At 53.7% G+C, this 22767-nt stretch carries 14 protein-coding genes; 1 reads left to right on the top strand and 13 read right to left on the bottom strand.

Features of this window, described 5'->3' with window-relative positions:
* Nucleotides 1-4: 4 nt before the first annotated feature.
* The 13 genes from AC0YNV_RS06470 to AC0YNV_RS06410 all read right to left on the bottom strand — a co-directional run bounded on the left by AC0YNV_RS06470 (nt 5) and on the right by AC0YNV_RS06410 (nt 20814).
* Nucleotides 5-1036 carry an efflux RND transporter periplasmic adaptor subunit gene (locus AC0YNV_RS06470; protein WP_475766808.1) on the bottom strand — a complete coding sequence of 344 codons (1032 nt, stop codon included), beginning with the start codon at nt 1034-1036 and terminating at the stop codon, nt 5-7.
* Nucleotides 1026-1727 carry an ABC transporter ATP-binding protein gene (locus AC0YNV_RS06465; RefSeq protein WP_475766807.1) on the bottom strand — a complete coding sequence of 234 codons (702 nt, stop codon included), beginning with the start codon at nt 1725-1727 and terminating at the stop codon, nt 1026-1028. The genes AC0YNV_RS06470 and AC0YNV_RS06465 overlap by 11 nt, the downstream gene beginning before the upstream one ends.
* 139 nt (nt 1728-1866) lie before the next feature.
* Nucleotides 1867-2841 carry a carbohydrate ABC transporter permease gene (locus tag AC0YNV_RS06460; protein WP_475766805.1) on the bottom strand — a complete coding sequence of 325 codons (975 nt, stop codon included), beginning with the start codon at nt 2839-2841 and terminating at the stop codon, nt 1867-1869.
* Nucleotides 2842-2879: 38 nt separating this feature from the next.
* The gene (locus tag AC0YNV_RS06455; RefSeq protein ID WP_210045962.1) at nt 2880-3746 is read right to left on the bottom strand and encodes a carbohydrate ABC transporter permease; all 867 of its coding nucleotides are present in this window, start codon (nt 3744-3746) and stop codon (nt 2880-2882) included.
* On the bottom strand, nt 3743-6022 hold the full coding sequence (locus tag AC0YNV_RS06450; protein WP_475766803.1) for a DUF5696 domain-containing protein: 2280 nt from the start codon (nt 6020-6022) through the stop codon (nt 3743-3745). The genes AC0YNV_RS06455 and AC0YNV_RS06450 overlap by 4 nt, the downstream gene beginning before the upstream one ends.
* The gene (locus AC0YNV_RS06445) at nt 6019-8145 is read right to left on the bottom strand and encodes a YIP1 family protein (protein WP_475766801.1); all 2127 of its coding nucleotides are present in this window, start codon (nt 8143-8145) and stop codon (nt 6019-6021) included. The genes AC0YNV_RS06450 and AC0YNV_RS06445 overlap by 4 nt, the downstream gene beginning before the upstream one ends.
* Nucleotides 8146-8170: 25 nt before the next feature.
* Nucleotides 8171-9070, bottom strand: a complete 900-nt coding sequence (locus AC0YNV_RS06440) for a carbohydrate ABC transporter permease (protein WP_379113237.1) — start codon at nt 9068-9070, stop codon at nt 8171-8173.
* On the bottom strand, nt 9067-9987 hold the full coding sequence (locus AC0YNV_RS06435) for a carbohydrate ABC transporter permease (protein WP_475767318.1): 921 nt from the start codon (nt 9985-9987) through the stop codon (nt 9067-9069). Before AC0YNV_RS06435 ends, AC0YNV_RS06440 begins: the two co-directional genes overlap by 4 nt.
* Before the next feature lie 31 nt (nt 9988-10018).
* Nucleotides 10019-13057, bottom strand: coding sequence for an extracellular solute-binding protein (locus tag AC0YNV_RS06430; protein WP_475766799.1), 3039 nt, complete (start codon nt 13055-13057; stop codon nt 10019-10021).
* Nucleotides 13058-13082: 25 nt separating this feature from the next.
* Nucleotides 13083-14204 carry an ABC transporter ATP-binding protein gene (locus AC0YNV_RS06425; protein ID WP_475766797.1) on the bottom strand — a complete coding sequence of 374 codons (1122 nt, stop codon included), beginning with the start codon at nt 14202-14204 and terminating at the stop codon, nt 13083-13085.
* Nucleotides 14205-14383: 179 nt separating this feature from the next.
* Nucleotides 14384-15262, bottom strand: a complete 879-nt coding sequence (locus AC0YNV_RS06420; RefSeq protein WP_475766795.1) for a helix-turn-helix domain-containing protein — start codon at nt 15260-15262, stop codon at nt 14384-14386.
* Nucleotides 15263-15281: 19 nt separating this feature from the next.
* Nucleotides 15282-17429: an MGH1-like glycoside hydrolase domain-containing protein gene (locus tag AC0YNV_RS06415; protein WP_475766794.1), complete on the bottom strand. Its 2148-nt coding sequence runs from the start codon at nt 17427-17429 to the stop codon at nt 15282-15284.
* A 217-nt stretch (nt 17430-17646) separates the two neighbouring features.
* Complete coding sequence (locus AC0YNV_RS06410) at nt 17647-20814, bottom strand: S-layer homology domain-containing protein (protein ID WP_475766792.1); 3168 nt, start codon at nt 20812-20814, stop codon at nt 17647-17649.
* A gap of 530 nt (nt 20815-21344) precedes the next feature.
* Here AC0YNV_RS06410 and AC0YNV_RS06405 point away from each other — a divergent pair.
* Nucleotides 21345-22688, top strand: a complete 1344-nt coding sequence (locus tag AC0YNV_RS06405) for an ABC transporter substrate-binding protein (RefSeq protein ID WP_475766791.1) — start codon at nt 21345-21347, stop codon at nt 22686-22688.
* Nucleotides 22689-22767 lie beyond the last annotated feature (79 nt).

Here is a 22767-nt window from a genome sequence, read left to right as displayed (position 1 = left end):
TGCTTCAGCCCCCCAGAATCACCTTCTGCCCTTTCGTCAGGCCTTTTCTGATTTCCACCTGCGTATCGGTTACAATACCCTTCTCCACATCGATCTCTTTGCGGCTTTCCCCTTCCAGCACCTGCACATAATCGCGCTCCATGTAGGAACGCAGGCCCGATCTTGGAATAATCAATACCGCATCCCTGTTTTCCGTGACGATGGTGATGTCCGCCTGGTCGCCGATGTTCACGTCCGATGGCAGCCCCGCCACATCGACGAGAACCGATTTGGCGTTGCGGGCTTCGATCGCTTCATTATCGTTTTTTGGCGCCGTCGACGGGATTTGAACGACTTTTCCCTGATAGGTTTTGTCCTTGATCTTGACACTGACGTTCATATTGATCTGTACCCCTGCCAAATTGCCGCGGTCCGACGCCTCGTATACAAGCTTCATCTTGCCCGGATCGGAAATCGTCACCAATTTCTTGTAGGCGGTAACCTGTTCCCCAAGCTCCATCGGTTCGATATACGTGACAAGACCGCTGACGGTAGATACGAGTCTTGTATTCTGAAGCTGTTTGCGAAGCAGATCCATCTGGATTTGGGCGCTCTCCAGATCAAGCGTAATGGTCCTGACCGACGGATCCTTCGCCCCGTTTGCTGCAGTCGCCTGCTCCAGTTCAATCTTGATTTTCTCAATGGCGATTTCCTGCAGCTGCACCTTCGCTTCCAGTTCGTCTGTTTCCGTGGACAGCAGAATATCGCCCGCCTTTACCGTTTTGCCCGAACTGACATTTATTTGCGATAATCTGCCGCCGGATTCCCTGAAGAACAGATAGTCCATTTTGTCCGAAACGAAGGTCGCCACTCCCGTAATTTGTTTGACGATATCGCCTTGCGTCACATCCGCCGTTTCGAGATTCTGCTTGACGGGCTTGGCAAGCGGCGGCTTGAGCACCTGTTCTTCGGCCGGAAGCAGGGAACAGCCCGACAGGCACAAGCTGACGACGAACACGCCGAGTACGGTTCGAAGCCGGTTTCCTCTAATCGACAATGCGACCATCCTCCAATGCATAGACATGATCGACGATTTCCATAATGGCGGCGTCATGCGTCGTCATTATAATCGTCATTCCCTCGTGCTTGACCAGATCCGTAAAAACCCTCATGACCTGAAGACCCATTCGGCTGTCGAGCTCCGCCGTCGGTTCGTCCGATAGAATAAGCGAAGGCTTATGGGCGATGGCCCTTGCAATGGCGACCCGCTGCTGCTCGCCTCCCGACATTTCGAACGGCCGGTGCTTCATCCGGTCCTTGAGCCCCACCAGTTCAAGCGCTTTGACCGCATAACTCCGGTGGCTTGCGGCGGGAATGCCCGCAATGCGCAGGGCGAACTCCACATTCTCATAGGCGGACATCATCGGCACAAGAGCGAACGATTGGAAAATCAGCCCGATTTTGCTTCGTCGCAGCTTGTTGCGTTTGTGCTCGGACAGCCCGCCGATTTCCGCATCCCCGTAATACACCGCTCCTTCCGTCGGCCGGTCAAGCGCTCCCAATATATTCAGGAGCGTCGTCTTGCCCGAGCCCGACCTTCCTTTGATTGCCACAAGACTCTGCGGCCGGATCGCAAGGCTTGCTCCCTGCAGAACGGTCACCGCACCGGTTCCGTGTCCGAACACCTTGGTAATTCCCTCCGCTCTTACCAGCGGGCCGTCATGACGCGGCCCCGCAGCTGTTTTCATTTAACCTCCCCCTGACTGTAAATTTCGTGCCCGCTTGGAATTCCACTTCCTTCCACTGCCCTTCTAATTTATCGCGAAAGCGCTTCCTGCTTGTAGGCGGATTATTTCACCTTTATAGGCGATATTTCTCAACTATCGCTTATTCCACAAGCCCCGTTCTCTCAACCCCTTCAATGAACCAGCGCTGCGCGAACATATACAGCACGATCGGCGGCAGGATCATCAGGAACGTCGTCGCCATGCTGATCGGTTCGGTGAAGATCGAAGGCCCGCTGAGCTCAGCCTGATCCCGGAGCATGGTGGCGATGCGCGATATCCCGAGGGACAGGGGCGGCGTCTCCACATTGGACAGATACATGCTGGGCAGGTAGAAGTCATTCCATGTCCAGACGAAGGAGAACAGGAATACAACAAGAATGGCCGGCTTGGCCAAGGGCAGCATGACCCTGAGGAAGACCTTGTATACATTTGCCCCGTCGATTCTCGCTGCCTCTTCCAGCTCCTTGGGCTGGGTGGAGAAGAACTGCCGATAGATGATGACAAACAGCGCTCCCTTAAGCCCCAGCCCGAAAATCGCGGGAACGATAATCGGAATGATCGTATCCAGTACCCCCGTCACTCTGGCAAAAACCAGATTGGGCAGGACCGTCAGCTGGAGGGGAACGATGAACGTCAGCAGCAGAAAGAAGAACAAGACCGATTTGAAAGGCACTTTAAGCCTGGCAAAGGCATAACCCGCGACCGCGCAGGAGCAGGTCTGCAGCAGCGCCACGGAGCAGGATAGCAGCATGCTCAAGCCCAGCGCCTGCGGATATTTCAGCCATGTCCACGCCTCCTGCAAATTGCCAAGGTAGATGGCATTCGGTATCCAGTTCACCGAGGGATCCAGCAGATCCGACCCGTTCTTGACCATCGTTGTCACCATGTGCAGGACGGGCTTCAAATAGATATAGGCAGCGTCGATCAGAATCAGATAAATAAACGCTTTGTAAATCAGACCTTTATCCGCTTCTCTGCCGAAAATCAAATAACGGATTCTGGTCAGCCGGTTCAGGAAGGAGGAAGCGTCCGGGCGTTTTGTTCGCAGAGTGATTTTGGCCAATATTTTCTCCATCTTGTCTCACCTCTTCATTTCGTTTATTGCAGGCATGCTTATACGGACCGCCGCTGCGACCTGGTTGCTCTGCTGAAGAACAGGAAAATAATAGCCAGAAAGAAGCTGATAATAATGAAATAAATCCAGATCAGCGCACTGTACTGCCCGTATTCGCTGTCGCGGACCTGCATGATGATCGGGTTGGTGGGAAAAGTGAACAAATCGACGACCGTATAGATCATGTTCAGGAAAATAAACGGCGTCATGGCCGGAAGCGTAATTTTCCAAAATGTCGCCCAGGGGCCGGCCCCGTCGATACGGGCCGCTTCGTAGGCCGAATTGGAGATGGTCTGCCGTCCGCCCAGAAAAATCAGAATCTGGACCCCGGAATACCACAAAATCAGCACGAACGAGCTGAGTATCCACAAGAGCGGAGTCGACCAGGTGGAAGACAGGTTCCCGCTGATCAGACCCGAAACATTGTATTTGGACATAAAGCCGAGACCGCCCTCGCCCTGCGTCAGGAGCTCGCTGACGACCTGCCCCGTCGACAGAATGACAGGAAGAAAGAAAATGGCCCGGAACAGCGAGCGTCCGGCGAATTTCTGGTTCAGCATAATCGCGATCAGCAGCGCGAAAATAACGATGATGGGCACCATGAACAAGGTTTTCTGCAGGAAAGGGATCAAATCGTTATACAGGAGACTGCCGTCCTCCAGCAGTATCGTTTTGTAATTTTTCAGGCCCACGCTGGAGCTTGTGATCCCTGTTGCCACCACCATCACCTTGCGGAAGCTCATATACAGGGAGAAGCCGAGGGGGAAGGCCATAAACAACAAGAACCCGATAAACCAGGGAGCTATAAAAATCGTGCCATCCACATATTCCATCAAAGTCGCCTTAAGCTTGATTCTCCGGTTCATCGGCCTGCCGTGCCTCCTTCCATGACAATGAAGTTTTGCGCCGGAACGTCCACATTTCCGCTGCGGAACGGCTCCGTATTATAATTGACGATAATCCGCTTGCCGTTCTCGTAGGTCGTTTCCTTCACGTTCGGTGCAAGCGATCTGTGGCCCACGATAAAGAGGTTCTGCACATCCCCCAGCGCCTCGTTGAACCGCTTGTACTCCTCCGCCGCGACCGATGCCCAGTCGGAAAACTTCGTGCTGTAGAAACGGATGCCGTACGCATTCAGAAAATCGCTTGTATCCGCATGGGTGAACACATAAGAGGGAACGGAGCCGTATTCGATTTCGCGCAGGAAGCCGTTGATATTCTCGTCGCGGTTATTCGAATAATCGAATGAATAGGTAATCAGGCCATGCGTCGCAATTTGCGCGAAAGGAACCGCCTCATCGGAGAACAGATCATAGGAATAATCCGAGACCATGTTCTGGATATGATGCACGTAAGGCAATGCGTAGAAATTCGAGCTGACTCCCTCAACACCGCCCAATTTGTCCTGAATGGACTTCAAAATATCGGTCTGCACGTCCCTCGCTTCGTCCCGGGATGAGCCATATTGGGTGTTGTAGTCGCTGTACAGCTCCCTTCCGATCCGGTTGACCACAAGGCCGTCCACACCCAGCTTCCTGTAATCCGCCAGATCATCGTTCATGGATTTCATGGCGAATTTGTCGCTGACGGCAGATATGCTGTCGGTGTTGTAGAGCATGCGGACATCGATATTCTGGCCGGCAAGATTCGCCACGCCCGCGAATTTCTTCTCGAAGCCTCCCGCGCCTGTATTGTTCAAGCCGTATTCGGTGTCCAGGTATACCGGAGCCCCAAGGCTGTGGGCATAGTCGACAAACTTCTTCATCCCGTCGTCGCCGCCGATGGCCGGGTCGACCGGCAGCGTCCGTCCGAATTCGCTGTAGCCGCCCTGCTGCCAGCCCGAATACGTGACGGACATATTTCCGATCCCCTTGTCATGCATAGACTTAAGCATCTGCTCTGCTTCAAGCGTGGTGGTTCCTTTAATATAGCGGTTGGTCAAGGTCCCCTTCTCCTGGTCCCCGCCGATAACGGTAACATGGAGCGGTACGCCTGACTTCCCGGCCCCGGTCTTCGCAAGTCCCTTCTCTTCCATTAAATACTGGCGGTATCTTGCGGCCATGCCGACATAATCCGAGCTGCCCTTGCCGAGGATGTAATACCGGACAACGCGGTCGCTTCCAAACAGCTCGTCCTTGTTGAAATCGACAAAGCCCGGATCCTCGGCATTGTTCCTCCTGGTATATTGCAGGAAGCTGGACCTGTAATTCATCTGCGGGGCGATCCAGTTATAGCCGCTGAACACCCCTGCCGGTGACGCCACGATATTGGCATATTCTTCGCCCTCGTGAAGGACGGCGACGAACCCCTTGTCATCCGATTTCATTCCGAAGACAGGCATGGCGACCGGATTCCGGTTGTTGTCCAATCCGTTATAGACCATATCCGCCCCGTACACGCTCTCGTCATAGACCTTATTGACGTTCAACGTATTGTCTTTGAATTTGATTAGCGCCCCCGTTCCGTCGGGAATGAGCATATAGCCCTCCCGGCCGTCCGTATGGACTGCGCCGAAGAAGGGGAACAGCCGGATCCAGATGAGACCCAGGCGGTCTTCTTTAATGCCCTCCCTTACAATCTTCGTCTGGACGTAATCGCCTTCAATCGTGACCTGTACCGGAATCGCAAAACCCGCCTCAGGCAGCACATACGTGAGCTGGAATCCTCCGGGAATCAATTCGAGATTATCAATCCGGTCGATTCCCGGCGAGAAGCTCATATCCTTCGGATTTACGATCGGCTCCGAGAAGTCCGCGTATTGAAGCATGAAAGGTGAAGACAAATGCTGTTTCCACGTGCTCGACACCGTCTCCTCCGACCAATATTCCGGATCGGGATACGAGTAGTACTCTTCATTGCTCCGCTTGTCCTCCACAATAAAATGTCCGGTAGCCCGGTTCATCTTAAGCCGTAAAATATCCGTCTCCGCAGCCAGCTCGAACCCATCCTGCTCCGGCAATACGGGCGGCTTGGCCTGAGCGGTTCCCGCCTCCGTATCCTTCGGCACCGCAACGGTTGGCGCAGCCAGCCCCCATTCGATCTTGACGCGGGCCGAAGCGTACAGGATGAAGGCCGCAATAAGGACGGCAATGAGGATGGCGAACAAGCTCCGCTTGCCCGACAGCGCTTTAAGCCCCATCATCTTAGCGACACCTCCTGATAAATTTCATAAAGGAATGATATAAAGTCGCTTGTCAAGCCAAGCGTAATGAAGAGCAGAATGCCGATTACAATCATCGTAACGAGCGTCAGGAAAATATTGATCAGCGTTTCCCCCACGCTGTAATTGTGGATCCACTGCGTATTCCAGAACATGAGCAGTCCGATCCAGATGACCAGACCCTGGGAGATAAAATGATAAATGGATGATTCGGATAAGGTCATCGCATTCGACAGGAAAGCGAGCGGGATGCCGATCAGAATATAGGGGACGAGCGCATAAGCGCTGCCGATAAAAATATCTCTGAACCGGCCTTCGCCCCGGTAAATCGAGCTGACCAGGTAATTTGCGATGACCCAGGTGATCCATACGATGAAGAATTGAGTGAACACCGTATAGACATTGACGAAAGCCGTGAGTTGAAACGAGAAGCTGGTCACGTATTCGCGGATCAGCAGCGCCGAATAGGTGCCGGCAATGAGAATGGCGGCGCTCCAATAGGTGCCCTTGCCCTCATAGCGGATGGCGGTAAAGCCGTCGACCGGATGGCGCAGGATATAGAAGGCATGCTTGAAATGCGTAATGAGCGGATTGCGCGAGCGTTCCCGGCTGCGCCACTTCGCCCGCAGCCTTCTCGTTACCGGCCATTTCTCCAGCCCAACCATCAGCAGGAAGCCGATCAGAATGACGCTGGCAATCCACGAGAAGTTTTTCTGGAACCACTGCAGACGCGTTTGCCAGAACGACTCGGAATATCCTTCCTGGTTGCCGACTGCCTTGAATAATTTTCCTGCTTCAACATACTGCTCCTTCTTGAAGGCTGCCTGCGCCAGGCCTTCGATTGCCGGAGGAAATTCGGCATTCATCCGCAGCACTTCCCTCCACAGCTGCTCGCTCTCCGTATAGAAGCCGGACAGGGTCAGCTTGTTCGCTTGAATGACCTTGCCGCCAAATTCCGACATCCGGAATTTCTGAATAATATTTTCCTGGTCATCCAGCACATACAGCTCGTTCCTGGAGTTGAAATCGAGCGCTGCCGGACTCTTCATGAGCCCGATCTGGGAGGTTCCCGCCGATGACGGCCCGCCCCAGAAATAAAGCAGGTTCCCGTTGCTGTCGTAGTGGCTGATATACTTGAATTGCTGATCGACCACGGCAATATTTCCGTCGCTGTCCACGGCCACGTCAATCAGCTGAGGCGTCTTCAGAGCGGTCGGCGCCAAATCCCGCGTATCAGCCGCACGGAATTCTCCGAACGAGCCCTGGGAGCTGCGAAGCATATTATCCCCGCGCGAATTCAGCTTCTTCAATTGATTGCCCGAAATTGCGCCTCCGGTGACGGTATAGATGAATCCGCTGCCGTCGGTGGCCAGACTGTTGATCGTTTCCGGCCTTTTCTGCACTTCTCTCGCATACATTTCCTCGGTATACAGCCATCGCTTCAAGGCATCCAGGGCAGACAGCACGGTCTGGTTCGTTCCGAAATATCCCTGCAGACTGCCGTCTGGATCCAGCACCAGCAGCCCTTCGTAGCTGCCCTGCGAAGCGACGTACAGAAAGCCGCGTTCATCGACGATCAGCTTCACGGGAGTGAATACGAAGGTGTCGGAGATAAAGGGCGAAGAAGGCTTGGCGATCTCCTGGACCATCTTGCCGTTTTTGTCCAGTTTGACGATTCTGCGGTTGCCCGTATCGGCAATGAATATGTCGCCAGCCTCGGTCACAAACACCCCTTCGGGCTTGTTCAACGGGCTCTCCGGAACCGTGATGTAGCGGATAAGCTTGCCGTCCCTGTCCAGATGGACGATCCGATTGTTGCCCGTGTCGGCAATAAAGATTTGATCGTCTGAATCGATATAAATGTCCTTGGGATGCTGCATGGACGATACCGTCCTGACGGACGGGTCCTGCGGATCGGCAAGATACAGATCTTCCCCGATCACATCAATCGGGATGTAGGCTGGCTGCAGCCAGACCAGGTTTCCTGCGCTGTTCTTCGTGAACGTGGCGTATTTCACATTGGCGTAAGCCGTTGCCGGCAATAATGCGGCGCTCAGCATGATCAGTATAAGGGCCGACCACAGCCTGCCGCGTTTGTTATTCATGCTTTAGACCTCCGTATACTTCTTGTCACTTGATGCCCGAATGAGCCATGGTGGCAATAACCTTGCTCTGGAAGAGCAGGAATATAATCAAATTCGGCAGGAACATGATCAGCGCCGCCGCTGTCGCCGCTCCCTGTCTGGCCACATTGTTGGCCATGTTGGAGGTCAGCGTCGAAATAAAGAAAGGAAAGGTCTTCATCGTTTCGTCCTGCATGAAGAGGCTGGACGTCTCTGTATTTCCCCAGGCGTCCTGGAAAGCGATAATGCTGATTGTCGCGACTGCCGGCATGCAGATCGGAATGACGATTTTCAGGAAGATGGTAAACTCCCTGGCCCCATCCATCTTGGCCGAATCGAGCAGCTCGTTCGGGAGCTGGTCGATGAACTGCTTCATGAGGAAGACACCGACAGGCACCGCCACCATCGGCAGCAGATGGCCGAAATAAGTGTTCATGATCCCCAGCTTGCTGACAACCAGATAGCGCGGAATGGCCACGGTTTCCGGTGCGAACAAGAGGGTGAGCAGAATGGCGCCGAAGACAATCTTATGTCCCGGAAATTTATGCTTGGAAATCGGATAAGCGCACATGGCGCTGACGCCTGTCACAAGAATAACCGTGAGCACGGCTACAAATACGCTGTTGAAGATGTATCGCGACATCGGGATAGCCGAATTTTTCGTAATCGCCCACAGCTCGATGAAGTTTTGAAACGAAGGGTTGCGCACCCACAGCGTTGGCGGATAGATGAACAGCTCCTGATAGGGCTTTAGGGCATTATTGAAAATATAGACAAGCGGCATCAGCATGAAAATGCTGAGAAGGACAAGAAGGAACGCCGAAATTTTCTCCGTCGGACTCAGGCGAAAATGCTTCGGGCGTCTCTTCCACAGCCGTAAATTCCAGGCAGCAGCTTGTTTCATCATTCATCCTCCTTGGTGCCGAACAATCTCCAGCAAAATTTGTTGGCCAGATACATCATGAACAGAAGAAAGACGGATAACGCCGTGGCGTACCCAAGCTCCATGCGGATGAACCCGTAATCGTTAATGTGGTTGACGATCAAATGCCCCGAATACTCCGGCGTCGGATTCATGCCGGACAGCTGTGTGCCGATTCCGCCGGCCTTGAATGTGCCGACAATGGCCATGACCGCGCCGAACAGCATTTGCGGCTTCATGGAAGGAATCGTAATGTACCATATTTCCTCCAGACGGCTTTTAATTCCATCCAGCTTCCCTGCCTCATACAGCTCGGCATTCACATTCAGGATCCCGGCCAGCATAGCGAGGAATCCGATCCCCATGCTGGACCAGAGCGTTACGCCGATCATCGAGGTCATCAGATATTCCTTGCTCGTCACCCACAGCTGCGGCTCGCCGATCAGCCCGAGCTTGAGCAGGAAGCTGTTCAGGTATCCGATGCGGTCCCCGGTCAGCATAGGCTGCCAGACGATCGCCATGGCGACGCCCCCCGTCAGGGACGGGGAGTACATCGCCAGCGCGAACCATTTGCGGGACCTGCCCGGCAGGATCGAGATCAGCCAGGCAAGCATAAAGGCGGCTATATAGCCCCCCGGCCCGACGATCACGGAGAACTTGAATGTATTAGGCAGCGCGTATTTGATAAAGAGCAAATCCTGCGAAATCATATAGCGGAAATTGTCCCACCCGACAAACCGGGGAGGCTCCAGGGAGTTGAAATACGTAAAGCTGAGCCCGAAGGCCGCCGCGACCGGAATCATGATAAATACGGTGAAGCAGATCATGAACGGCGCAATGAACAAATAGGAGACGCGGTAGGACCATACGGTGGCGAAGAACGTCTTGTTCTTCCGCACCATCTCCTGAACGGCAGTCTGAGAGAGACCCGCCTTACTTGCTTCCGCCTTTAACATACGGCTCCACTCCTTTCCACGGCTCTGTCACGGCCGGCAGGTTCAAGGAATGGACGGCCTTGCCGCTGCCGTCAATGAACTTGAACTCCGCAAGCTTCCGCGTCATTTCCCGCTCGATCTCCTTGATCGCCGTCTCCAGCGAGCTGCGGGAGTTGATCCCGTCCAGCACCGTCCGGTTCCATGCATTCTGAAGCTCACGGGCCAAATAATAGGAACCGGGCACATTAGGCACCTCCTTGAACCATCTCCACTGCTCCAGAATGCTGTCGACATCCTCCGGCTTCCAGGGCAGCGACATAAAGGCTTCAATATTGGAAGTATTCCACCGGAAGGTCACGCCGTTGAGCGTTTCGATATCGTTCCCGAACCGCTCCTGAACGGCGGCAGAGGTCCACCATTTCAGGAATTCCCAGCCTTCCTCGGCCTTTTTCGAGTTTTTGAAAATAACGCCGCTTTGCACGCCCCCGCTCATCCAGCGGGTGATCGTGCCATCCTCCTGCTTGACGCCCGGAACCGGCGCTATTCCCCAGAGGCCATTCAATTCCGGTGCTGCCACCATCAATTGAATATAGGTGGTAATATCGGAAATCCCCATAGGCACCGTTCCGCTGCGGAACCCCTGGAAGAAGCTGGCCAGCGACTGGTCCGCAGCATGGACATTGTACAAATCCGTCCATTCCTTGAAGCCCTGGAATCCCTTCTGCGACGATAAAGCCGTCTTCAATCCGTCCGGCGTGAAGAATTCGGCACCGTTCTGGTAGAAGAACGGGGTATAAGGCACCGGAGGCATATTCATGTTGTTTTGCTGCAGCGTAGGCAGCATCTTGTAAACTTCCTCCCATGTGCCGGGAACCTTCTGTCCCAACCGGTCCAGAATATCCTTGCGGTAATAGAGCATTTCGAAGGTTTGCGTTTCCGGGACGCCGTAATAACCTCCGTTGTAATAGAACGGTATCCACGTACCCGGAGCAAAACGCTCATAAAGCTGATTGAAGTCCGGAAATTGGGCAAGATTGTACAATCCGCCCCGCAGGGCGTATTCGAACGGCAGATCCTGCGACAATCCGAGCGCCACGTCGGGCGCGATTCCGGCGGCGTTCATCAGGACAAGCAGATCGGAATCGGGAAGCAGGTTAACCTTCACCTTGATTCCGGTCTCCGCCGTAAACATTTCATCGGTCAGCTGCTGAATCAGATTGACGTAGTCCCTTCCCCGCTGCACCCAGACGTTCAACACTCCGTCGTCCACGCTGCTCAGCTCCGATTTGGGCTTGAACGTATACAGAAAATCGGAAATGGAACCTTTGAGCTCCTGGAAGAAGGTCGAGGTCATTCTCGGAATCTTCTTGCCTGACGGCACAACATAGATCCGGTCGAGCTGGAGCGGCTGAGCATTGAGCTGCTGCAGATAATCGGCCAGCTTGCCCTCCATATTCACCAGCTTATCCGCTTCGTAAGGAACACGATTGATATTGTCAAGAAGCTCCTTCAAATCCTTCACGACCGTGACGATCCCCTGCGTTACCGCATCGGAACGGCCGTTCACGGCCACAAGGCTCTCCTGGACTCCGGCAAGACGGTCGTACAGCTCCCCGAATTGACCGACAAACCCCGGCAGGTCGCGTTCGACATTCCAGGTCCGGTTCGCGTCCACAGTGCCGCCGGTCAGCGCCTGGATATCCAATCCCCGTTCCTTCATATCGGATATGATGTTCTCCAACTCGACCAACAGCGGTTTGAGCGGTGCCTGTGTCACGCGCATCGTCAGCGTATTCGTACCTTTGTTCAGCGCAAATTCAAACGGCGCTCCCTCCCCGTCCTCAAGCGTAATGCCCTGCCAGCCGGTCGCATAAGGAAACCGGTAAGCCGCAAGCTCCGAGAACGGCACCTGTCCGTTCACGGAAATGGTCCTGAACGTGGAGCGGTTCGACGAATAGGACTGCTGGGCGCGCATGGCGATTTTGTACATACCGCTTTCCGGAACATCGAAGGTCCACGTAATCTCCTGATTGCCTGTCGACCAGCGCTCTCCGTTGATGACGTTATAGACCATCTTGCCTCTCTCGTAAGGAGTGGACGAAATATTGTTGTCGTAGGCGAGCGGAATGGAGGAGTCGTTCTTCGAGGACGCCTGTTCCGCTTCTATGACAATGGGATCGCCGGAGGGCGATGCCGCATTCTCCGGCTGTTTGCTTCTGACCGTCTTGTAATCTTCAATTTTGAGCGGCGCATGCAGCTCAATCTTCTCGATTGCCACCGGATCGCTGCCCGAGAGCCGCATAATATGCTTCCCCGCGGACAAATGCCACAGCAGCGGGCTTTCGTAGGAGCCTCCCGAATCTCTTAACGGCTCCGTCTTCCACCCGCTGACATCGATCGACGGCGGACGGATTTCATCGCCGTAGTCATCCTTTTTCGCCGGCATCTGGTCCTGCCATTGCCGGTAGAGTTGCACGGACCTTGACTCCAGATACGGGCTGACATAATCGAAGGTCAGGCCAAGCGTAATCGGCTTGCGGTATTTTTCACCGATGAACGGATGGTAGGATACATCGATCGCATACAGCCCATCCTGCGCAATGTCTACCTCATATTCGATCCATTCGTCGGACACGGCGCTCCAGATAAGCACATCGTCCTTGTTCTCGAAGGAGCCTGCTGCAACCTTCGCCTGCTCCGATTGTCTCGAATAATCGGTACCCGGTATGGCAATCGTTCCGCTTTGCCCGGCAACGATTCCCTTCTGCTTCCACTGCTCCAGCAGTTCGATATAATATGGCTCCGGGGCATCCGCCGCCGCAAGCGCTGAGCCGACATCCCCTGAAGCAGGGTTAGCTCCTGCATCGGACCGGGCAATGTCCGGTTCCGGAGACTCCGCATCCGGATCGCCGGAAGCGGCCGTGTTCTCGCCGGACAGATCCGGCGATCCGGCGTAACCGTCAATGGCTGTGCCGAATAACAGAAGCAGGAACAGCATGATCACGATCCCTGCCCGAAAACGCAACAACGTTTTCAACTTGCATCCCTCCACATGCTAATCGTTACTGCATTAAATTTTCACCTGTATCGGTATCAAAATAAAGCGCCTTCCGCAGATCCAGAGTAAGCGTTACTTTCTCGTTATCATCATAGGTCTGATCGAGATCAGCGCGTGCGATGAACAGATTGGATGCCCCGATATCCGCATACAAAAAGAGATCAGCTCCCATAAACTCGCTGATTTTATGGCTGCCCGGAATTTGCGAGCGCGGGTGCGCGTCGCGGTAGGCCGGGTCCAGATGCACATGCTCGCTGCGGATGCCGATCGTGACGACCCGGTTGACTTTTCGCTTCTCGATCAGCCTGTTCGACTGGCTTGCCGGGATGGCGAGCGCATACTGCTTCGTATGAAATTCCAGCAGGCCTTCCGGGCCTTCAAGCAGCTTCCCTTCGATGAAATTGATCGGAGGGCTGCCCATGAATCCGGCCACGAACATATTTGCCGGATTTAAGTAAATATTTTGCGGCGTATCGACCTGCTGAACGATGCCGTCCTTCATCACGACGATGCGGCTGCCCATCGTCATCGCTTCGACCTGATCATGCGTCACGTATACTGTCGTGACGCCAAGCTGCTTATGCAGCTTGATCAGCTCGGTCCGCATCTGTACCCTCAGCTTCGCATCGAGATTGGAGAGCGGCTCATCCATCAGGAACACCTGCGGGCTGCGCACAATCGCCCGGCCAAGCGCGACTCGCTGGCGCTGGCCGCCGGACAGCTCCTTCGGCTTGCGCCCGAGAAAATTTTCGATTTCAAGCGTACGCGCCGCTTTCTTGACCGCCAGATCGATCTCATGCTTGGGCAGCTTGCGCATGCGCAGACTGAACGCGATATTCTCATAAACATTCATATTCGGATACAGCGCATAGTTCTGGAACACCATCGCAATATCGCGATCCTTTGACGGCAAATGATTGACCAGCCTGTCCCCGATAAAGATTTCGCCCGAGGATATGTCCTCAAGTCCCGCGATCATTCTTAATGTCGTCGACTTCCCGCATCCGGACGGACCGACCATAACGAGAAATTCCCCGTCCTCGATCTCCAGATTAAAATCCTTCACGGCATATAATTTGTCCTTGCCGTAGCGTTTCTCCACATGGTTCAGCACAATGCAGCCCACTGCTCGCACACCTCCGTTTTTTCTTGCTTCGTACCCATCCGACCTATAAGGGAATGCAGCCCGGTAATGAGAACGGTTTCAAAACTTCCATTATGTGTTCTCATTATATATGGGCCGCCTGCGCGAATTATAGGCGATGCTTGCCCATTCTATAGGTGAATCGCGCTTTGCAAGGGATGTTAATCGATTTTCGGTTCCTGGTAGTTCTGCCGGTACTGCCTCGGCGTAACCCCGGTTTTTTTTCGGAACAACGCATGGAAAAACTTCATATCCAGATACCCGACCAGATTGGCCGTTTCGTGAATGGAGATATCGGTGGATTCCAGCAGATCGCAGCATTTCTGAATCCGGATATTCTGCAAATACTGGATGAACGTCAGCTCCGTCGACTTTTTGAACAGCCGCTGAAAATGGCTTACGCTCATATAGAAATGGTCCGCAACATGCTGGGCCGTAATATTCTTGGAGTAATTATTCTTGATATAATGCAGGACATCCTCCAGCTTGTTGTTCGGAGAAGGCGTGAAATCCCGCTCCATCTCCAGACGCTGCAGCAGCATCAGCATCTGGATGAGCGAGGTGGTCAATATAATTTCACAGCCCTGGTTCCGTTTCAAATACTCCCAGTGCATATTATGGAACATGGCCTGCAGCGTGTTGTGCTTGTCGTGGAACTGCAGCCATCTTCCCTTGCGCTCATGGGGGTAATAGATCATGCGGAGCATCTCTGAATCCTCGGCGAAATAATGCCTCCAGTTCTCAATCGCTCTATTGCGGAAAATACAGTTATACACGACGAGCACTTTGTCGCGCTCCGGAGAGGATGGGCGGAATACATGGGAGGTGCCAATCGGGATCAGAAACAAATCCCCCTGCTTGACGGGCAGCACTTGATCCTCAATATAATGGAAGCCGCATCCTTCTCCGACGATGCAGATCTCGACAAAATCATGCGTGTGCTGGCAGAGGGAGAACGACTCCTGTTCACGGTTCACGAATATATCGATGTCGAGGTCAAAGAACCGTTCGCCCCTGAGCTCCTTCACTCTTCCATTCACCTTGCTCGCCCCTTTTCGCTTACGATCGGATTTCCCGTAAAGGCAGTTCGAACCGGCTAAGCCGGCCGCTTGAGAAAACAAGCTTGCCGTTAACAAACAAACGGTATCCTTCTTCGATATCTGCCGCATCCGGCGCGCTTCCGGGCTTACGGTACGTAATCCGAATTTCAGCCCCTGCGGCCCGGACCCGCTCCAGACAGAAATAATCCAGCCCCGTATCGATTGGATCCAGAACGAGCCGGTCGCTCTCTACGGACAATCCGGCCACATGCGTGATCAGCAGATCAATATAAAAGGAATGATTGTATTCCTGCTCGTCGCTGAGCGGCTCGCCGGTGGCACTGTTGTAATGCTCGACAAGCCCGGGCTGGCTCAAGTCCCGGTTGAAGAAATGCAGGAATGAATATTCGCGCAAATAATGGGCGAACTGGCGGTCAAACAGGTGCTCGCGCCGTTTGCTCTCCTTCGCCAGCGCATCAAGGACGATGGAATTGGTATACGGCCATGTCGGCCCGTCCCATACGCAGCCGTTGCGGCCTTTGACAAAATGGCCCATCCAGCCGCCATCCTTCGAATAGGCCGGGCAATCGGCGGATACGGACGGAAACGGGCAGCCCGTATCGAACTCGCCCCGCTCGAACAGATGACCGATCAGCGCGTCATGTTCAGTGTCAATGATTTGCGCCCATGCCGGATAGAAGCCGACGATATTTTTGACCAGCGCCTTCTCGTCGGTTTCGTGATGAAGGTCGTAGAAGAAAGCGCTCTCTTCATCCCACATTTTTAACAGAATATCGCTTTTGATCGCCTCTGCCCGCCTATGGAATTCCTCCGCTTCGGGGTCCTCAAGCTCTTCGCACAGCCTGGCTACCGCAAGCGTATTCAAATAATGGTATACCGTCCGGTCCACTCTCTTCACATGCGTATAGGTTGCCGGATCCTTGGGGTTTCTCGGGAATTGGTGGAAGTACCAGTAGCTCGGCTGATATTCTTTTCCCGTCCTGGTGTGGCGGTATTCAATCATCAATTCGTCGCGGTCATTCCCGTGCGCCCGGCTCCAGGCCGGCAGCTGCGCCTTCAGGGACGGCAGCAGCGCCGCCATGGCCTCCCGGTTCCGGTGCACCAGATAGAGCTGATAGGCGGCCCAGCAGGAGAAATTGGCAAAGGCGTGCATGACGGTGTCGACGGTCATACAGCAGAACATCCCGTCCTCGTTCGGATTGTCCTTCATATTATTGAAGGGGCCTTCACTGTAAGAGGAGTCGTGGTACCAGCGGGCATCCATCACGTGCAGGGGGACGGATAAATTGATCAGCTTGCAGAACTCCCAGCCCCCTTTGCTGAATGGGGATTTGCTTTTCTTATGGGATCTGCCTTCATAGAATAACGGTGATTGCAGATTCCCGTACTTGGGTTCGGCCAAATTATGGCGGAGCAGAAACCAGCGGTAAGCCCAGGTTCTGTTCAGCAGCTCATCGCTGCAGCGGAAGGCCGGCGCCCGGTCGAACCACTGGCTGTAAGCCTGTATATAATCGGAGAAGGCCTGCTCGACTGGCCTGTCGAGGGCATAGGCGCCAGCCCTCCGCTTGAGCAGCTCGGGCTCATCCTTCCCGTGGATGCCGAGGGCGGCCGCGATTGCGAAGGTTCTCGTCTCTCCCGGCTTCAGCCGGAGCCCGGTTAACAGCTTCGCATCGCTAAGTGTCAACGCCGCGTCGATATCGAAGCTTAGATGCGGTACAGGAAATGTGCCGTTTAGCCCGCCATCCGGCGTTGTATGGAAGAGGTCACCATACGTGGAGAGGCGCAGAACAAGCTCCTCGGTATCCTTGTTGGTCCAGGTCTGAAAGGATACGGCACAGTCGTCCCATGAAATAAATTTCCGTTCTTGCAGCGAGAAGCGGACTCCTTCGTATTCCATCCGCATATGGCTCGGATACCAGCGGGCGCGGCAGGGCTCGTAATTGTCGGCAGCGTCTGCCGATACGGTGTACAGCAAAGGAATATTGATCTTGTGAATAAAATCGAACCGGCCGCTAAAGCCGGGCCGGGGCTCCAAATAATCGGCCCATAAACGGGCTCCCGTCGAACCGAGCAATAAAGACCCGGGAAGCGTGCGGAGCGATTTGCTGACGCCGCCCAATTGCTCGTCCAAGCCGCTTGCGTTCATGAAGAATCCCCCATTTCACATTTTACAATGTCGTACATATCTTCAAAATCAGTATATATCACTTGCTTCCCTCTTCATTGGTGGATTCTGCTCGAACTATGGGGGAATCCTGCTTTTCATGGCGGATATTCGCCCCGATTCTGTCCCTATTCGCCCTATATCACATGTGAAATACCCCTGCCGGATGCCGGCAAGGGTATGATGGCCTTTCCTTAACTTACTGGACGGATATGAAGGTCGAATACGTTTTGCCGTCAGGCGTAATGGCTGTCAGCGTGAAGTCTTCCACATTATTGTCAATGGGGTTGCCGCTGCCTGGCTGGTAGACAATGCGGCCGCCGCCGTCGATGTAGAGAATATCCTTCATGGCCGGAGCGGTATTCGGCCTGAAGTGGATGTCGCCAATTAGATAGACAATGCCGAAAATATCGTTGTAGCGCGCCAGTTTGTCATTATCGAAGCTGTCTCCGAATTGGTCCTTGACCGTGATCTTCTTCATCAAATTCGCGTCCCAGGGCAGCAGACCGTTCAGCTGCGCGCTGTCGACGACATTCGCCGACTTGTCCACCTTCACTTCCTGGATCGCCGGGCGTTCATATTTGACTTCCACTTCCTTGCTCAGCGTCCTCGCCCCTGTCGGCGAATCGAAAATGACGGTGACTGTCGATTTGCCCGCATTCAGGCCGATAATCCGGTTCACATCGTCGTCTCCGATCATATCGGGATTGGCCGATCCGATGCTCCTGACGATATTGGACGGCAGAGTCACCTCGCGGCCCAGCTCATCCTTGGCGCTGATTTCAATTTCTCTGGCAAATACGTCTTTATTTTCAAGCAGGTAGGTGGCATCGGTAACGCTCCTGATCACCCCATGCTCGTAATAATATCTGCCTGCCGCAAACAATGCGTCATCCAGATCCATTTCATACGTTAACGCCTGGCTGCCGCCGAATACCTCGGCAACCGACGAAGCTGCGGCCAAGGTGCCGATAACCGCTCCGCCGGCGTCAACCCGCACCAATGAGGCCTTAAGCCTGTAGGTTCCCATCTTGAGCGTATCTGCAACGAAGGTGACGCCTTTGCCCGAGCTGTCATTGATTTCACGGCGGATTGCCGGAGCAGCATCGGTCAGAACGGCAGCGCCCTTGGTCGTAATCGCGCCGGACTCACCGCTGACCCGCTCCAGCTTGTAATCGACTTTGTAATCGGGGAGCGTCGTATTCAATTGGTCTCCGTACTGGTCGAGAATCTTGAATTTGATCTGGTGCTCGGTACCGGGAAAGAGCAGATTATTGCTGTCTCCGTCAAGCTCGACCGAAGCCGGAGTCCTCTCCCTCGCCTGCTCAATATTGAGGTTGAACGTCTCCATTTTGGAGGAATACGGCAATAGAATGGAAATAAAAGCAGGTCCATAGTTCATGACGCGGGCAATCCGGATTTTCCCCCTGTCGGAGCCGGTTGCCTGCACAGCCGTCTGGCGAACCGCATTGGGCGTCACACTGTAATCGGTCCGCGTCGGCGGATCGGATTCCAGCACCAGCTGATTCGAACCGGTTACCTGGAGCCGGCCGGTTGTCTCGGCATTCACGATATCCTCGGGAGATAATTCCTTGCCTTCCGCATCCTTGACGATAATCGGGATATATTCGTCTTCGTCACCGATCGTCAGAGTGTCGGAATAATCGAATTCGACCGAAGCCGGTATTTTGGACAGCACGACTTTCAGGGTAACGGACGCGGGCTCGCCATATATCCGGGAGAGCAGCATCAGGTTTACTTGCTTGTCGACCTTCACGTCGGGAGAAACCTCAAGCGACAGATCGACATAACCGTCATCGTCATAATCGAAAAACTTGTCCAGCGACGGTTTGTCGTTGAAAATTCCCGGTTCCGAGAACACCGTATCGATGCCTCTCTCTCCGCCCAGAAGCTCGGGATCGGTTACGCGGAAGCCGTATTGATCATAGGCGGCAAATAACAGATAGGCTCGGCCGCCGGGCTTGAGCGCGGTATCCGCTCCAAAAAACTTAAGATCGCCTGCTTCCACCTTCGAAACGACAGGCAGGTCCCCGACGGTGAAGACTTTGGTGACAGGCTTCAGGGTGGTGTCCGTTAACGGCTTCCGGAACAGAATAATCGAGATTCCAGCACCTTTGGGCAATCGGCTTACATCCAGCTGAAAAGCCTGTTTGCCCGGCAGCTGAACCGCATTCACATCCGCTCCCGTCGCCTTGATTTCAAAATCGCCGGACGTCCAATCGGATGTCTCGCCGTACTGGTTCTCCGCTTTGAAATCGACAATCACCTTGGAGCGCGGCAATATATCGGAAGGAGCGGCAAATGCCAGTGTTTCCAGCCGTTCGTCCTCCGCGTCGAATTCCGCTTCCGCCCGGTCAACGGTCCCTTCGTCCAGGCCGGACAGCTTAACCTGATATTTCCCGTGAGCCAGCTTCTCGTCCAGCGTAATGGTCGCGGACATGTTGTCTTCCGCCCACTCGGCTTCCCCGGAAACCTCATCTCCGCCGGCAGATGCGGTCAGCTTCGCCTTTTCGGTATCGACCTCCTGGCTGAGCTTGACGGCTACCTTCCTGGCACCGGAAGCTTTCGCTTCCAGAATGGATACTTTGCCCGCCTCCTGAATGCCTGCGAGGAATATATTCCGCGCCTCGTAAGCGGCCAACGCCAGCTCATAACGGCTAACGGGCGATGTACCCTCGAATGTGCCGCTGTCACTGGCGGGAAGTAAATTCTTCTCCAGCGCAAATGTGGCATACGTTCGCGCCCATGGACTGACTGTAGCGTCATCGGACGGATCGGCCTCCCTGGCCTCGGCTTCCATGCCGAGTCCCCGGATCAGAAACGCCGCAAGCTCCTGCCGGCTGACCTTGCCGGACGGGTTGTAGCGTGTGGTATCCGAGCCGTAGCCGTTGGTCAGCTCCGCTATTTTGAGGGCTTCAATATAAGGCAGAGCGTACCCGTTGGCTTTATCGTCCACCTTGACATCGGAGAAGCTGGAGATTGCCAGCTTATCGTCGACAGGCAAAGCGAAAATAAGTGCCGCCACTTTGGCGAACTGCGCGCGGGTCATGTTGAGGTCCAATCCGAACAGGCCGTCAGATATCCCTTTGAATACACCCGCTTCGATCAGCGTGCCGAACTTCTCCTTAACTTCCGCGGGAAGATCCTTTAAATCCGTAAAACGGTCTGCCGCGTTCTCCGCCGTACCCGGTTCAGGGCTTACGGCAGGCGCCTCCTCCTCCACTGCACTCGGTTCCGGGCTTACAGCAGGGGCCTCCTCCTCTGGCGTGTCCCCTTCCGCCGCTACGGGCGAAGCAAATACGGATAACAAAAGCATGATAGCCAGAAGCCAGTTGATACTTTTCATCGATTTCTACATCCTTTCAGGCAAAATATCGTCAGATAAGCGCTTACAAAAACCTTTTTAAAAGAATCCCCCCTCAGGTACTGCAGGCATCTTGAATTCCGCGCTGCTGCAGAATCTCGCATTGGAATGAATATAGGATAAATTGTATATGTCCCGTTCCGCGGCATTATAGGCTGACTCCATCGTTATTATAGGCTTTTTCACTCTCCCGCCGCTGCTTGCATTCTCTCATTTTGCCGGCTGGCGCGAGGAACGGATACATGATGGGATACGCCTATAATTTGCACAAATAACCCATTGCCGGCATTCACCATTGTAGATATGTTTAATAGACTTCCACTGCCGTCCTTCGCTTTTTCAGGATATCGAGCAGCTGGTTGAACATGAATTCATGTCAGGGGGTGACCGTGATGAAGCTTTATTTTTGTAAGCGCTGACATATCCCGTCTATCAATCTATGACTCCGCTGGCGGTTGCCCGATGAAGAATCTTCCCGATGCATACAAACATTTTGGAGGTCTGAACGGATCATGAAAAAAATTATCAGTATCGCGCTCTTGACGGTAATGACGATAATGGGGGCGGCGGCTTGTACCGAAGAAAAGGGCGCGGAAGTAAACAAAGCAAACATCGTAAACGAGGTTTCTCAAGAAACGGCGGAAACATCCGCTAATGAGCTGACTATCTTTACGGCATGGCCTGCATTCTATGTCAACGAGGACATATACGAGAAACAGGTCGGCCAATATATCAAAGCCAAATTCCCCGATGTTACGTTCAAGCATATTGCCTGGAACGATGGTACGCGGTATGAGGATTTGATCGCCAAGGGCACGATACCCGACATTGTATTCGACGAGGTCGGCCGCAATACGTACAGGCAAATCCGCAGATTCAAGATGGAATACGATATGACCGATCTGGTCAAAAAATACAACTTCGACACCGGCACATTGAACCCGGCGGATTTTCAGCATTCCGTCAATACATCGGACGGCAAATTGTACTCGCTTCCGTTCAATTCGAACGACTGGGTGCTCGTATATAACAAGGATATTTTCGACCAGTTTGGCCTGGACTACCCCAAGGACGGCATGACTTGGGATGAAGCCTATGAAATGACCAAAAAGCTTACCCGTCAGGTCGGTGATATCACCTATAAAGGCTTTCAGATGAACCCCGCCCACTATATGAGATTCAATCAGCTCTCGGAGCCCGCGCTTAATCCCAATGAAGACAAATCTTCCATGGTCTCGGACAATTGGCTGAAGATTTTAAGCAATATCAGGGCGTTCTACGAAATTCCCGGCAATCAGCTGGTGAAAACGAATGAATTCGTCACGGGGAAAATTGCGATGATTGTGGATTCACTGGAGAACGTCAATAAATTGCTCGACGAGAACAAGGATTTGAACTTTGACATCTCATCGGTTCCCGTATTTCCCGATGCGCCGAAGTCCAAATTCCAGCCCGATACGAACGGCATGTTTATTACGAATCAGTCCGCCGACAAGGATCTGGCGTTCCAGGTCATCCAATACCTGCTGTCGCCGGAGTATCAAACCGAATTGTCCAGGCAGGGTGTCATCTCGCCGCTTGCCGATCCGGCTGTTCAGGAGGCATACGGAAAGGACGTGCCCGGTTGGGAAGGCAAGCATCTTCAATCGATTTTCTATTTGAGCGGTGCTATGCCGCCTGCCCGCAAGCCGAACCTGACCTATATCTATGCCAATACGGATATGGTTTGGAAGCTCATTTCAACGGAATCCAAGGACAATCAGACTGCGCTGAGGATGGCTGACGAGGCCATGAACAAGGCTATCGAGGAGACGATAGTAATCCATAAGGAAGGCGGGATCAGCCCGCATGAGTAATGAGTAAACAGGTTGGCATTCTCCGATAGGGAGCGTGCGAATAACGGGGTTAGCCGGCATCATCCGGTTAACCTCGTTT

Source organism: Paenibacillus sp. JT31N11 (genome assembly GCF_056269285.1).
The sequence above is the reverse complement of the archived record's forward strand: the minus strand, read 5'-3'. Positions and strand labels throughout refer to the sequence as shown.